The organism is Frigoribacterium sp. PvP121, from assembly GCF_017833115.1.
Lineage (GTDB): Bacteria > Actinomycetota > Actinomycetes > Actinomycetales > Microbacteriaceae > Frigoribacterium > Frigoribacterium endophyticum.
This window is the reverse complement of record NZ_JAFIBR010000001.1, coordinates 2,660,506-2,675,041: the sequence shown is the minus strand read 5'-3', so window position 1 is coordinate 2,675,041 and position 14,536 is coordinate 2,660,506. Positions and strand designations below refer to the sequence as shown.

Below are 14,536 nucleotides of genomic sequence, written 5' to 3'. Positions count from 1 at the left end.
GCAGAGCTTCACGATCCTTTTCTTCTCGTGATCAGGAGCGGTGCCGCCGGCGCACCTCGAGTACGGGGTGCTTGACCGGGGTAGGCCCGCGGGCGGGCCGTAGAGCAGCCGCTCAGACGTCCGAGACCTAGCCTTTGGATGAGGCCCCGGTTCCGGGCAACACGTCAGCACCCGGCTCCAGCCCCTGATCGCGCAAGTAGTCGAGGGCCCCCGCGAGGATCTTGATCTTCTCGTTGAGGTTCTTCAGGCTCGGGGTAGTCAGGTCCGAGAACTCGTCGAGCCGTTCGTGCTCCCGGCGGACGAGTCGCTCCATCTCGACGAGGCCGCGCCACACCCCCGGATCCTGGTCCAGCCCATGCAACTGACGTAGCTTCGCGGCTGCGAGCTGTCGCATCACGACGGCCTCCACGATTTCTGAAGCGGTCCCGGAGCCTGCGAGTCCGAAGGCGATCCCACCACCGCCTGCACCGACGAGGCTGCCGGCAGTGATGAGTCCGCCGATCATTCCGCCAGGGCCGAAGGCGGCGAGCGCGCTCGTCACGGCGGCGGCGCCGGCGAGCCCCGCCCCAGCCGCGAGTGCGAGGCCGCCCGTGGCCACGACGATGGCTGCAGCACCGGCACCGAGAGCACCGATCTTCAGCCAGTTGGCGCCCTTGCTCGCGCTGAGGGCGTTCTGTGCCTCCTGGGTGGCTCGGAAGACATCCCCGCCGAAGGCGCTCGTGAGGCCCGACTCCGCGCTCAACTCCATGAGGGCCGCCCTCGACGCTTCTCGAGGAACGGTGATCTCGAACGGCCTGATCACGTTCTCCGACGCAAGCACGGTCATCGAGACCACAGCATGCTCCTTGTCGAGGTGGCCGACGGGGGACGGCAGAGGAACTGCGGCATCGGCGTCAGCAGGGTCGAAGGTCAGCTCGACGAGTCGGCTCGGCAGCAATGCCCCGACGACCTGCCTCTGCTCGATCAGGTCATCGACCACCTTTGCTTGGACCTGCCGGAGAGCGCCCGCGTAGCGCGAGCGGACATCGCCCTTGAGCTGGCCGAGGACCAGGTGCGAGTACCGCAGGGCGAGCAACACGATCTTCTCGGTCTCATCCAGCGGGACGTCGACGTCGTTGTGGGTGAGGACGACTTCGCGTGACAGCGAACCGAACATCGCGAAGCCGACGGCCTTCGCCACGATCGGATCGGCGAGGTACTGCACAGCGTCGTGAACATGGACGTTGGGGATGGACGGGACGCGGAAGTCGAGCATCCATGGGAACACCGAGGAGAGACCGCGGTGCGCAGCGACAGGATCCCACCCGTTCCAGAAGTTCACCCACCAGTCGAGGTTGATCGGGGGCTCGGCCAGCATCGACCGGAGATCGTCGACGTCGACGCCTCCGTTGGCGAGGGGACTTCCGATCGTGACCATGCCGACCACGCGGATACGCTCGGGAAGTCGACGCAGGAGGTCGGCAGCGATGACGGATCCGAGGCTGTGGCCGACGATGACGATCTCGCCCTCGGACGGGAGCGCTGCCAGGACGAGGTTGAGGACCTGGGCCCGGACGGCTGGATCGTGGAGGTAGTTGTGCGCCTGCCTGAAGGGCGGCATGGTGAACGCGACATCGACCACGGTGTCCGAGCCCGGCACGACGCGACCCGCCGCGGTGCGCCCGAGCCGATACTCGAGGGCGCCGGTGCGGAGCTCGAACTCGCGCCGGTTGCGTCGGGCGTCCTCCCGAGCAGGTGACTTGACCCCGGCGGAGGGCATCTTCTGCTTGGTGTCCCACCCCTTCAGGGCATGTGCGTACTTCGGTGCAATGAGGTGGTCAGCGTTCAACGAGGGGTAGCCCAGACTGACCAGTGAGCCCGAGAGAGCCACCATCCACCGATCGTCCGGATCTCCTGTCCCGACTCCGTGCAGGAAGAGGAGGTGCGGTCGACTGCTCATGGATGATGCCCCCGGTTGAAGTGCCTTGTTCTTGAACGTGATCGATGGTCAGGCTATAGGTCAGGGGTGTCCGTCCACGTCACAGATGAGAGGGCCGACGCCCCGCCCGAGCTCGAGACGCCGCCCATGTCCATTCGCAACGACAGTCCCGCCGCGGTGTGCTCAGCACGTGACCGCGTGCAGCGCCTCCGAGGCCTCGCCCACCGCTCGAGCGGACCCCACAAGGTGCCAGCGCCGCCCGAGATGCGGAATGGGAAACGAAGAAAGTCACCCGACTTTGCCGGTCCCCGGATGAATTTGGCGAGTGGTGGCCGGCAAGGCGGGTCCGCGGTCGCACGCGGGGGGACCGCCGTGTCTGCTCTCACTCCATCGTGACGATGCGCCCGTCCAGCTCTGCGGCAGCCAGGCTCGACAGATCGGCCTCCACGACGTCCTCGTCGGGGTGTGCCAGGAACACGATGCCGAGGTCGGCCGTCGTCACCCGGTTCGCCAGCGTGACCAGCGAGCCCGGCGCCGCTCTGTTGTGGAGGCGCCGGAACGAGGGCAAGCCCGCCAGCGCGTCCATCTCGTAGCGGAGGAAGCGTCCTTCTCGCGGGGCGGTCAGCAGGTGGTAGGCCAGCGTCACTGGAGTACGGCCCTGCTCGACGAGGCGCTCAGCTGCTTCATGGCCCTCCGTGAGCGCTGTCGCGTAGACCGTCGCCTGGCTGTAGCCCTGAGCCTCTTGGAAGAAATGGACGGGCTGAGTCGGGCCCATCAACCGGCCGTTGAACTCGATGAGGACCGGGCCGGAGGCCCTCACCCGCACCTCCGTGTGTCCTGCTCCGTCACGCACCCCCAGTGCGTTGAGGCAGCGGAGCGTGTAGTGGGCGACGTCCCTCACCCGGTCGTCTTCACGCTCGAAGGAGCGGCCGGACACGAGGTGGGGAGCCCCGGCCACCTCTCGGAAGCTGCAGGAGTAGACCTCCGTGACCAGATGTTGGCCGCTCACGCTGACCGTGTTCACGAAGTACTGCGGCCCATCGATGTATTCCTGCACCGCCAGTGCGGCGTGCTCGACACCCAGGATGGAGACACCCGAGAGCGTCCGTGCGACGTGGTCGCTGACCTCCTGCCACGACTGCGCGATGAGGCACGCATCGCTCCCGGCGCTCGCCGTGGGCTTGACGACCACCGGGAGCTGAATGACCTCGGCGAGTGCAGCTACCTCCTCAGGGCCAGACACTCGGTGGCTCGTCGGCACCGGGAGCCCCGCACGCTCGACGGCGTCCATCATCCCCGCCTTGTCGCGTCGGGCGAACGTCAAGGCGGGATCGTTCGTGGGCAGGTCGAGCATCTCGGCCACCACCTCCGCTGCCGAGACCGCGCTCTCGGACGCGGCGACGACGGCGTCGAAGTCGGTGGCACGGGCCATCGCAAGCAAGCGGTCTTCGGGCCGCGTCGCCTCCGCCGACGTCTTCCTGACGAACACGTCGTCCTGCCAGTAGGTGGTGCACTCGGCACCTCTCTCGTTCAGGGCCGACAGGAGGTCTGCTCCGCTCGATTCGGGGTCTATCACGAGCACTCGGAGGCGGGGCTGGGACACGGGGTCACCTTTCGTGGGAGGGGGTGGTGCGGTGTGAGGCGTCGACGAGGGCTCCGATGGTCGCGACGGCGAGCACGGCGAGCATCACGCCGCCGAGCGCGAGTGACCACGTCGACTCTCGGAGCGAGGAGCCGACGTAGACGAGGGCAGGCAGGGACGACATGACGAGTTCGTTCCGGAGGGGATCGCCGTGGACGATGCCGATCTGCAGCACGAGGAAGGGGAGGGCGATCAGGAGGACGGCGACGATCGGTCGAACCCCGACCGGAGGCCCCCCGACGAGGAGGACCGGACCGGCGATCAACGCGAAGAGGACGCTCGATCCCACGAAGCGGACGACGTTGATGTCCGTGGCCGTGAGACCGTGTGCCCGCAGGCGCTGGGACGCGAGCACGATGACGACGCCGGCCACCCCGACGACCACCGTCACGGCGAGGCCGATCGCCGCCGCCGAGCTCGACTGGGCTCCAGCGCGTCCCAGCACCAGCAGGACCACCACCACGGACAGCAGCAGCACGATGCTGGGCGCCGCAGCTCGTCGGAGCGACCCTCCTCGCACCGGGAAGAGGAAGAGGGCGAGGAAGGGGCCGATCCCTGCCTCGAGCGAGCTCACGGCGACAGCGTCGATCATCGTGATCGCGAGGTAGAAGCCTCCGAAGACCGCGCTCGTCGCGGCGAGGAGGAGGAGGCTCCACCTCCGGGCGGCCGTGACCGACGTCAGCAGCGCGGCCAACCGGCGCGCGCCTCGAGGTCCGAGCACGGCGACGGAGATCGTCGCTGCCGCCACGAACGCGATCAGCGTGTTCGCGACGGCTCCGCCCGGCTCGACGCCGTGGCCGAGGACGACGCTCCCCGCTGCCTGTCCGAGCGTGCCCGTCGCGACGCAGGTCAGTGCTGTTCGCTGAGTCAATTTCCCCACCGACGAAACACTACCCGTGACATGTCGCCTAACCTACGTCTCATGGTGAATGAGAATCAGTGTCGATCTCCTGTCGTCAGGTCAGTGGCCGTCGTCGGATGCGGTGCGGCCGGGATCGCCACGGCCTGGGCCATCCGGCAGCGAGCCCCTGTCGCGATCCACGTCTTCGACCCCGAGATCGGCACCTCACGGCGCGGGATGGGTCTTCCCTACGGGCCAGACCCCATGCAGCCGCTCCTCAACGCGCCCCTCCGGTACATGTCGGTCGTGCCTGGAGATGACGGCCACTGCGAACGGTGGTTCCGGAGTCGTCGAGGCGCGGCACCGGAGCTACCGGTGTCACGTCCTGCGTACGGGGTCTACCTCCGGGACGCGCTCGACGAGCTGATCGCGACCGGCGCGGTGACCCCGCGGCAGAGCCGCGTCCACGCTGTCTACGAGGACTCACGCGGGTTCCGGCTCGCGAGCTCGCACAGTGAACTCGGCACGTTCGACGCCGTGGTGCTCTGCACCGGCTGGGCTACGAACGCCTCGGGCGGAGCTGCGACCCCGTTGGAGCAACTCGCCGAGACCGTGGCTGGTCTCGACGAGGTCGACGTCCTCGGCTGTGGGCTGACGGCTCTCGACGCTGTGCGTGTCATCCTCCGCGAGTCGGACGCGGCCGTGACCATGATGTCCCGCAGGGGCTTGCTGCCGACTGTTCGACAACTCGCGGCACCGACCGAACTCCGAGCTTTCACCGCCGACGCGGTCGAATCGGTTCCGACTTTCGGTCTGCGCGAGCTCTTCTCTGGGCTGGTGCGTGAAGGGGTCGCGTCAGGGATCGATGTCGAGCCGCTCACGGCGTCTGCTCTCGGCACGGATCCTCGGCGATGGATCCAAGACGGTCTCGACGCTCAGCGAAGTCCGACGTGGAGGGGGCTCGTGGTCCTGCTGTCCGAAGAGGTGATGAGGCCGGCCTGGGCGCGCATCTCGAGTCGTGAGAAGCGCCTCTTCCTGACGCGCTTCCACGTGGTCACCCAGGCGGTGTGCAATCCCATGCCCGGAACCGTGGCGGAAGAACTCGCCCAGGCCATGGATGACGGCCGGTTGTCGGTCGAGCGAGCGGGGCGCCGGGGGCGGCGTCGTGCTCGTGGAGCCGCGACGACGGTCGACTGTCGCCGAGACGGCCACCGCGACTTGGCCGACGTGGACGCACCGATCGTGCGGAGCTTGGTCCACCAGGGGCTTGCGGCCCGCAATCCGTTCGGCGGGGTGACCGTGTCGCCCCGAACGAACCGACTCGTCGCGGCGGGTCCGTCTCGGCAGCTGTTCGCGGTCGGGGCCCTGGCCCAGGGGAGCTGCTACGTCGTCAACGCCGTGGACGCCATCATGAGGCAGGCCAGCGCCGTCGCGGCTGAGCTCGACCGTCCCGATCCCCACGGAGATTCAAAGCGCAGAGGGCGGTCTGCCAGCGAGGTCGTGTAACGACTGCGTGAAGGTTCGAGGGCGGGAGGGGGAGGGGGCGGGGCACGCGGGAGGCCCGTGGCTGCGGGGATCGCGGGGTGCAGAGTGCGCAGCCGACCCGCGCCTCCGGGGCTCCTGCGGCCTCGCCGCCGGCGCGACCTTCCCCTATCGTTCACCCGAACGATAAACGGAAGGCCATCCCGAATGACACCGATCGTCCCCGAACACCGACCCGAGAGCAGAGACGCCCGCGGCCCGAGCCGGCGCTCCGTCCTCGCCGGCGCCGCCGGCCTCGCCGGCCTCGCCGGGCTCGGCCTGCTCACCCTCGCCGGGTGCACCCCCGCCCGCAGCACCCCGACCATCCCCGAGGCCGCCGCCACCGGCACGGCCGCCCGCGGCGGACGCCTCCGCATCGCCCGCCCTGCCGCGAGCGCCGCCGAGACGCTCGACTCTGCCAGCTCCCTCTCGGCCTACGAGTACCTCGGCGCCCTCTACAACCGCCTCGTCAAGCTCGACGAGCAGGGAGTCACCGTCCCCGACCTCGCCGAGGAGTGGTCCGCCACCCCCGACGGCGTCACCTGGACCTTCCGCCTCCGCCGCGGCGTCACCTTCCACGACGGCCGCCGCTTCACCGCCGCCGACGCCATCTACTCGATCGAGCACATCCTCGACCCCGCGACCGCCTCGCCCCAGGGCGAGGTGCTCGCCGCCATGATCGGCCCGGGCAGCATGAGCGCCCCCGACCCGCTCACCCTCCGCTTCGAGCTGCTCACCGCCAACGCCGAGTTCCCCTCGCTGCTCACCGCGTACCAGTGCTACGTCATCCCCGACGGCAGCGCCGGCGAGATCGGCACCACCGGCATCGGCACCGGTCCCTTCACGCTCAGCAGCTTCGAGCCCGCCGGCACCGGCAGCGTCGAGGCCTTCGACGACCACTTCGCCGGGCGCCCCGTGCTCGACGGCATCGACTTCTACTCGATCCAGGACACCACCGCCCGCGTCAACGCCCTCCTCGCCGGCCAGATCGACCTCATCTCGCAGACCAACCTCGACTTCGCCACCGCCCAGGTCGTCAGCGCCTCCAGCACCGCCACCGTCGCCCGCTCCGCGAACGCGCAGTGGTACACGATCCCGATGCTCCACACCTCCGCCGAGTTCAGCGACCCCCTCGTGCGCCAGGCCATGAAGCTCGCCTACGACCCCCAGGCCATCGTCGACACGGCCCTGCAGGGGACCGGCAGCCCCGGCTGGGACAACCCCGTGCCTCCCACCCAGGCCATCTGGCTTGACGACCAGCGCGCCTACGACCCCGAGAAGGCCAAGGCGCTGCTCAAGCAGGCCGGCCGCGAGGGGCTCCGCACCGAGATCTACACCTCGAGCTACGAGTCGGTCTTCACCCCGATGGCCGTCGCCTACCGCGACCAGGTCAAGCAGGCGGGCATCGACCTCGTCGTGCGCAACGCCTCCTCCGACTCCTACTACACGCAGATCTGGATGCAGAAGCCGCTCATGGTCAGCTACTGGTTCACCGGACGCCCCATCGACCAGCTGCTCAACCAGATCTTCCGCACCGGCTCGTCGTACAACGAGAGCGCCTGGTCAAACCCCACCTTCGACGGGTTGCTCGACTCCGCCCGTGCCGAGATGAACGACGACCGTCGACGCATGCTCTACCAGGACGCCCAACGCGTCATCGTCGACGACTCCGCCGACATGACGCCCATGTTCGGCGACCGCCTCGTCGGCCTCGGCCGCGACGTCGTCAACTACCGCGAGTACGGCTTCGAGTTCGACTACCTGCAGATCGGACTCCGCGCATGAGCACCTCCGACACCCGCACCGACACGACCGGTGCCGGCACGACCGGCACCGGCGCCACGCCCGCTGGGAGCCGAGGAGGCGCCCCCGCCTCCCGCACGCCCGCCCGACCCAGCGGGGCCGGCCTCGCCACGCTCGCCCTCGTCGCCCGCCGGGTCGGCACCGCCCTGCTCACCGTGCTGCTCGCCTCCTTCCTGGTCTTCTTCGCCGTGCAGGCCCTGCCCGGCGACGTCGCGCAGCAGCTGCTCGGCCAGGACGCCACCCCCGACGCCGTCGCCGCCCTCCGCGAGACGCTCGGCCTCGACCAGAACGTCTGGGCCCGCTACGGCCAGTGGCTGCTCGGCGCGAGCCACGGCGACTTCGGCGTCTCGCTCGTCAGCGGCGCCCCCGTCGGCCCCGACCTGCTCATCGCGTTCCGCAACAGCATGCTGATCGCGGTGCCGGCGATGCTCGTCGGCGTCACGCTGTCGCTCACCCTCGGCGTCGTCGCCGGCGTGCGCCGCGGACGCCCGAGCGACCACGCCATCTCGCTGATCAGCCTGATCGTGATGAGCGTGCCCGAGTTCATGGTCGCGACCATCCTGGTGCTGCTCTTCGCCGTCGCGATCCCGGTCTTCCCGGCCGTCGTGCTGCGCGGCGACAGCGCCACGATCGCCGAGCTGCTGCCCGCCGTGTGGCTGCCCGTCATCGTGCTGACGCTCGCCATGGCCGCCTACATCGTGCGCACCGCGCGGTCGTCGACCATCGACGTGATGGCCTCCGAGTTCGTCACCACCGCCGAGCTCAAGGGCCTCTCCACCCGCCAGGTCGTCTGGCGCCACGCGGTGCCGAGCGCGATGCTGCCCACCCTCAACGTCGTCGCGCTCAACGTCGCCTGGCTGCTCGGGGGAGTGGTCGTCGTCGAGAACGTCTTCAACTACCCCGGCATGGGCAAGCTCATGCTCGAGTCCGTCTTCACCCGCGACCTGCCCACCATCCAGGCCATCGCCGTCGTCAGCGCCCTCGTCTACGTCGTCTGCAACCTCGCGGCCGACCTCATCGCCCTCGCACTCGACCCGAGGCTCCGCACCCGACGGAAGGGCCGCTCATGAGCCCGCGCACCAGCCCCGGCAGTAGCACCGGCACCCGAACGAGCCCCGAGGAGGCGCGCGTCGCGTCGTCCGCACAGCCCGCCGCCCCGCGCACGGTCGGCACGCGACTGCGCAGTGCCGCGACCGGCCTGACCGGCAGCCTCCGCGCCTCCTCGGCCCTCAGCCTGGGGCTCGGCCTCATCGCGCTGCACATCGTGCTCGCGGTGCTCGCGCCCTGGATCGCCGGCCACGACCCCGTCGCCACCGACTCGACCGCCGCCCTCACGGGCACGAGCTGGTCGCACTGGCTCGGCACCGACCAGTACGGGCGCGACATCCTGTCTCGCACGCTGAACGGCGGTCGCTACGCCCTGCTCGTGACGTTCCTCGCCACGACCATCGCGGTCGGCATCGGCACGGTGCTCGGCTGCGTCACGGCCTACGCCGACAACTGGTTCGACGAGGTCGTCATGCGCATCGTCGACGCGCTGCTCAGCGTGCCGTCGATCCTCGCGCTGCTCGTCGTCGTGACCGTGTTCGACTCGGGGCTCTGGGTGATCGTGCTCGCCGTCACCGTCGTCTACGCGCCCGCCGTCACCCGCGTCGTGCGCGGCGCCGCCCGCACCGTCATCACGCAGGACTACGTCACCGCCGCCCGCGCCCGCGGCGAGAAGCCGCTGAGCATCGTGTTCCGCGAGATCCTGCCCAACGTCACCGACGTCGTGCTCGTCGAGTACGCGATGCGCGCCTCGTGGATCGTGCTGCTCATCTCGACGCTGTCGTTCCTCGGCTTCGGCGCGAACCCGCCGACGCCCGACTGGGGGCTCATGGTGCAGGAGAACCGCACCGCCCTCACCGTCGTGCCCCTCGGCACGCTCGCCCCCGTGGTGGCGCTCGCCACCCTCGTCATCGGCCTGAACCTCAGCGCCGACGGCCTCAGCAAGTCGCTCGGCATCGACCGGGCCCAGAAGGGAGCCGTCTCGTGACCACCGCACCCCAGACCGTCGGAGGCGCGGGCCGGGTGGCCGGCGCCGCCTCCCACCCGGTCGTCAGCGTCGACGACCTCTCGATCTCGTACGCCGCGGGGCGCCGCGAGGTGCCCGTCGTGCGCGGCGTCAGCTTCACCGTCGAGCCGGGCCGCGCGCTCGGCCTCGTCGGCGAGAGCGGCAGCGGCAAGTCGACCGTCGCCCGCACGCTGCTCGCCCACCTGCGGCGCGGCTCGCGCATCGTCGGCGGCAGCGTCACCGTCGACGGTCAGGACGTGTTCGCCCTCGACGACGCGGCGACGCGCGCCCTGCGCGGCGGCACCGCGGCTCTCGTCGCCCAGAACGCCGGCCAGGCGCTCACCCCCTCGATGCGCGTCGGCCAGCAGCTGCGCGAGGCGCTCGAGAGCCACGGCCTGCCCGGCGGCCACGACCGCGTGCTCGAGCTCGTGCGCCACGTGCGCCTGCCCGACCCCGAGACCATCGTGCGCCGCTACCCGCACCAGCTCTCGGGAGGGCAGCAGCAGCGCATCGCCATCGCCATGGCCGTCGCCGCCCGGCCCCGCCTGCTCGTGCTCGACGAACCGACCACCGCGCTCGACGTCGTGACGCAGTCGGCGGTGCTCGCGCTGATCCGCGACCTCGCCGTCGAGCTCGGCATGGCGATCGTGCTCGTCAGCCACGACATGGGCGTGGTGTCGACCATGGCCGACGAGATCGCCGTGATGCGCGACGGCGAGATCGTCGAGCACCGGCCGACCGCCGAGCTGTTCGCCGACCCGCGGCACGAGTACACGCGGGAGCTGCTCGCCAGCATCCCGAGCGCGTCGGGCGCCGCCGGTGCGGGTTCCGCCGGCGTCGAACCACCGACTGATCAAAGAACCACGTCAAAGGGTGGTTCGTTGATCAGTCGGTGGTTGGGGAGGCACGCGGAGGAGCCGAGGGGAGGCGGGTCGCACCTCGCTCCGGCGGCACCGCCGGTCGTCGCCGCGCGCGACCTCGTCGTGCGGTACGGGCGCTCGATGCCCGCGGCCGTCGACGGCGTCTCGTTCGACATCGGCCGGCGCGAGACCCTCGCCGTCGTGGGGGAGTCGGGCAGCGGCAAGTCGACGCTCGCCACCGCCCTCGCCGGGCTGATCCCCGCCGAGTCGGGCAGCTTCGCCTTCCACGGCTCGGACGGGGTCGAGAGCGACCTCACCCAGCCCGTCGCTCGGCGCACGCTCGCCCTGCGGCGGTCGGTGCAGCTCGTCTTCCAGAACGCCGACACCTCGCTCAACCCTCGGCGCACGGTGGGCGCGGCGATCGCCCGCCCGTTGAAGCTGTTCACCGGCAGCGCGACGACCGAGCGGGTCGCCGAGCTGCTCGTCGAGGTCGGCCTCACGCCCGACTTCGCGGCGCGGCTGCCGGCCCAGCTCTCGGGCGGCCAGCGCCAGCGCGTCGGCATCGCCCGGGCGCTCGCCGCGGGGCCCGACCTGATCATCGCCGACGAGATCACGACCGCGCTCGACGTGCGGGTGCAGGCGGGCGTGCTCGACCTGCTGACGACGCTCCGCGACGAGAAGGGGCTGAGCTGCCTCTTCATCAGCCACGACCTCGCCGTCGTGCGCGGCGTCGCCGACCGCGTCGCCGTGATGACCGGCGGCCGCATCGTCGAGATCGGCTCGACCGAGGACGTCTTCCGCGGCCCGAACCACCCCTACACGCGCACGCTGCTCGAGGCGACGCTCGACCCGGGCACCACCGAGCTGCCCTCCGTCGGCGACGCCCGGCCGCGTTGGCGCGACACCGGCGGGTGGGACGACCACGGCGACGGCCACCGCGTCGCGCGCTGGGAGTCGCTGTGAGCGGGTCGGGGCTGCCGGGGACGGCGGCCGGCGAGGAGGTGGGGGTCGGCACGGGACCGGACGGGCGCCTCCCACAGGACCCACGCCTCCCACAGGACCCACGCCCCTCGTACGACGTCGCCGTGCGGGACGAGTGGGTGCCGCTGCCGGACGGGACGCGGCTGCACGCGCGCATCTGGGCGCCGGTGGTCGAGCACCCGGTGCCGGTGCTGCTCGAGTACCTGCCGTACCGGCTGGACGACTGGACGGCTCCGCGCGACAGCGAGCGGCACCCCTGGTACGCAGCGCGGGGGTACGCGTCGGTGCGGGTCGACATCCGCGGCACGGGCTCGTCGGACGGCCTGTTCGACGACGAGTACTCGGTGCAGGAGCTCGACGACGGCGTCGCCCTGATCGAGTGGCTCGCCGCGCAGCCCTGGTCGACGGGCGCGGTCGGCGCGTTCGGCATCTCGTGGGGCGGGTTCAACGCCCTGCAGCTCGCGGGGCGGGCTCCCACCGCGCTCAAGGCGATCGTGACGGTGTGCTCGACCGACGACCGCTACGACAACGACGTGCACTACATCGGCGGCGCCGTGCTCGGCATCGACATGGCGTCGTGGGGCGGCACGATGTTCGCGTTCGGCTCGCGGCCTCCCCGACCGGAGGTGGTCGGCGCCGACTGGATCGCCCGCTGGCGCGAACGGCTCGAGCACAACGTGCCGATGACGCCGACCTGGCTGGCCCACCAGGAGCGCGACGACTACTGGCGGCACGGCAGCGTCTGCGAGGACTACTCGTCGATCACGGCCGCGGTGCTCGCGGTCGGCGGCTGGGCCGACCCGTACCGCGACGCCGTGCTGCGGCTCGTGTCGCATCTCGACGCGCCGGTGAAGGGGATCGTCGGGCCGTGGTCGCACCAGTACCCGGACCGCGGGCTGGCTCCGGGGCCGGGGATCGGGTTCTTGGAGGAGACGCTGCGCTGGTGGGACCGCTGGCTGCTCGACGAGCAGAACGGCGTCGAGGACGAGCCGGTGCTGCGGGCCTGGATCACCGACTCGGAGCCTCCCGCCACGTACTACGCGTCGCGGACCGGGCGGTGGGTCGCCGCGGAGGCGTGGCCGTCGGCGGCGACGGAGGCGCGGGCGGTGCCGCTGGGGGCGTTCGCGGCGCCGTCCGCCGTGGGCGCCGACGGCACCGTGGTCGTGCGCTCGCCGCAGAGCACCGGCATGGACGCCGGGCGCTTCTTCCCGTTCGGCAACGCGACGGACCTGCCGCCCGACCAGCGGGCGGAGGACGGTCGGTCGGTGTGCTTCGACCTGCCGGTCGGGGCGGGTGGGGCGCCGCTCGACGTGCTCGGGAACGCCGTCGTCGAGCTCGCCGTCACGAGCGACGTGCCGCACGCGCACGTGATCGTGCGCCTCTGCGACGTCGCTCCCGACGGCAGCTCGACGTTGGTCACCCGCGGTGTGCTCAACCTCGACGCGCGCCACGGGCGCGACCGGGCCGTCCCGATGGAGGCGGGGGTCGAGCAGGTGGTGAGCGTCGCCCTGGTCTCGACCGGGCACTCCTTCCCGGCCGGCCACCGCCTCCGGATCGCCCTGTCGTCGACCTACTGGCCCTGGGTCTGGCCGCGCGCCGAGGAGGCGACGCTCGTCGTCGACCCCGCGCGGAGCACCGTGACGCTGCCGGTGTGGACGCGGACCGGCGACGACGGCGTGCGGTTCGCGCCGCCGTCGCACGCGGAGCCGCTCGCCGTGCGGAGGCTGCCCGCCGCGTCGTCGCTGCCGCAGCGGAGCGTGACGCACGACGTCGAGACGGGGGAGTGGACGCTCGACGTCGACCCCGGCTACGGCGGCGGGCGCGAGTACCCCGACGGGCTCGTCTTCACCGAGGACAGCCGCGAGACGTACCGGATCGTCGACGGCGACCCGCTGTCGGCCACCGCCGAGTCACAGTGGCGGATCGGACTCGAGAAGCCGGAGTGGAAGGCGTGGCTCGAGACGTCGTCGCGGCTGACCGCGACGGCGACGGAGTTCGTCGTCGAGAACGACGTGCGGGCGTGGGCCCGCGACGGCGGGCCCGACGCGGAGGTCGTGCTCGTGGCCGAGCGGTGGTTCGAGGACCGCGTGCCGAGGACATCGGCGTGAGCGGGGCGGGTGCAGGCGCAGGTGCGGGTGCGGGTGCTGTTTCAGTGACCGGGGCGGCGACGCGGAGGAAGCCGGCCGAGCGGCGGGCGCTGATCGTCGAGGCGGCGCGCGCGGTGATCGTGCGCGAGGGCCTCGGGGCGACCCGGCTGCGCGACATCGCGGCGGAGGCGGGCGTCTCGGTGGGCACGGTGACGTACCACTTCGAGAGCGTCGCGGAGATCCTCAACGAGGTGGTCGTGCTCGAGACCGCTCGTTTCTACGCCGCAGTGATCGAGGCGGTCGACGCGGAGCCCGATGCGGTCCACGGGGTGCGGATGCTCGTCGAGCCGCTCTTCCAGGACACCGACGCGACCGACGAGCACTGGCGGCTGTGGTCGGACTACTGGACGGCCGTCGCGCGGAAGCCCGCCGTCGCGGCCGAGTACGTCGACCGCATCCGGGTGTGGGAGGCGTGCCTCACGCGGACGCTCCGGCGCGGTGCCGAGGCGGGCACGTTCGCCGTCGACGACGCGTCCGAGCTGGCGCTGAAGCTCGCCGCCTACAGCGACGGCGTCGCGACGCAGCTGGCCCAGAAGGCGCCGGGGCTGACGCCGAGGCGGGCACTGGAGTGGATGTGGGTGTTCCTGGAGCAGGAGACGGGGGCGCGGTTCCGGCGGTGAGCGCCGTCTGGTCGTGAGCCCGAACCGCAGTGCGGCCGAGGGCTCGAGCGCGGCTGCCCCGGACTGGGGCCAGCCCCGCGGCCTCCCGACCCGAACGGGGTGTGCCGCCCGCCGCGCATACCGGCCAGCATCGAGAGGACGGCTACCCGA

The 14,536-nt window shown here is 71.3% G+C and carries 10 protein-coding genes; 7 read left to right on the top strand and 3 right to left on the bottom strand.

The genetic code is table 11. The annotated features are described in order from the left end of the window. Positions 1 to 127 precede the first annotated feature (127 nt). The 3 genes from JOE43_RS12450 to JOE43_RS12440 form a co-directional block, all read right to left on the bottom strand. Entirely contained in the window at positions 128 to 1,873 is a 1,746-nt protein-coding gene (locus tag JOE43_RS12450) for a lipase family protein (RefSeq protein WP_245187152.1), read from the bottom strand. A gap of 427 nt (positions 1,874 to 2,300) precedes the next feature. Continuing rightward, positions 2,301 to 3,521, bottom strand: a complete 1,221-nt coding sequence (locus JOE43_RS12445) for an ATP-grasp domain-containing protein (protein ID WP_209518118.1) — start codon at positions 3,519 to 3,521, stop codon at positions 2,301 to 2,303. Positions 3,522 to 3,525: 4 nt separating this feature from the next. Further along, positions 3,526 to 4,431, bottom strand: coding sequence for a hypothetical protein (locus tag JOE43_RS12440; RefSeq protein ID WP_209518116.1), 906 nt, complete (start codon positions 4,429 to 4,431; stop codon positions 3,526 to 3,528). Positions 4,432 to 4,482: 51 nt separating this feature from the next. Here JOE43_RS12440 and JOE43_RS12435 point away from each other — a divergent pair, with 51 nt between their 5' ends. The 7 genes from JOE43_RS12435 (at position 4,483) to JOE43_RS12405 (ending at position 14,386) form a co-directional block, all read left to right on the top strand. Then, entirely contained in the window at positions 4,483 to 5,907 is a 1,425-nt protein-coding gene (locus tag JOE43_RS12435; protein WP_209518115.1) for an FAD/NAD(P)-binding protein, read from the top strand. Between the two features lie 183 nt (positions 5,908 to 6,090). Beyond that, positions 6,091 to 7,707 (top strand): ABC transporter substrate-binding protein, encoded by a 1,617-nt coding sequence (locus JOE43_RS12430; RefSeq protein ID WP_209518113.1) that lies wholly within the window; start codon positions 6,091 to 6,093, stop codon positions 7,705 to 7,707. Further along, positions 7,704 to 8,795: an ABC transporter permease gene (locus JOE43_RS12425; RefSeq protein WP_209518110.1), complete on the top strand. Its 1,092-nt coding sequence runs from the start codon at positions 7,704 to 7,706 to the stop codon at positions 8,793 to 8,795. Before JOE43_RS12430 ends, JOE43_RS12425 begins: the two co-directional genes overlap by 4 nt. Further along, positions 8,792 to 9,760: an ABC transporter permease gene (locus JOE43_RS12420; RefSeq protein ID WP_245187151.1), complete on the top strand. Its 969-nt coding sequence runs from the start codon at positions 8,792 to 8,794 to the stop codon at positions 9,758 to 9,760. Before JOE43_RS12425 ends, JOE43_RS12420 begins: the two co-directional genes overlap by 4 nt. Then, a complete protein-coding gene (locus JOE43_RS16230) occupies positions 9,757 to 11,601 on the top strand; it encodes a dipeptide ABC transporter ATP-binding protein (protein WP_374073072.1) in 1,845 nt (614 codons plus the stop codon). Before JOE43_RS12420 ends, JOE43_RS16230 begins: the two co-directional genes overlap by 4 nt. A 122-nt stretch (positions 11,602 to 11,723) precedes the next feature. Continuing rightward, the gene (locus JOE43_RS12410) at positions 11,724 to 13,727 is read left to right on the top strand and encodes a CocE/NonD family hydrolase (protein WP_307803363.1); all 2,004 of its coding nucleotides are present in this window, start codon (positions 11,724 to 11,726) and stop codon (positions 13,725 to 13,727) included. A 44-nt stretch (positions 13,728 to 13,771) separates the two neighbouring features. Then, positions 13,772 to 14,386 carry a TetR/AcrR family transcriptional regulator gene (locus JOE43_RS12405; protein WP_185234013.1) on the top strand — a complete coding sequence of 205 codons (615 nt, stop codon included), beginning with the start codon at positions 13,772 to 13,774 and terminating at the stop codon, positions 14,384 to 14,386. Positions 14,387 to 14,536: the final 150 nt, after the last annotated feature.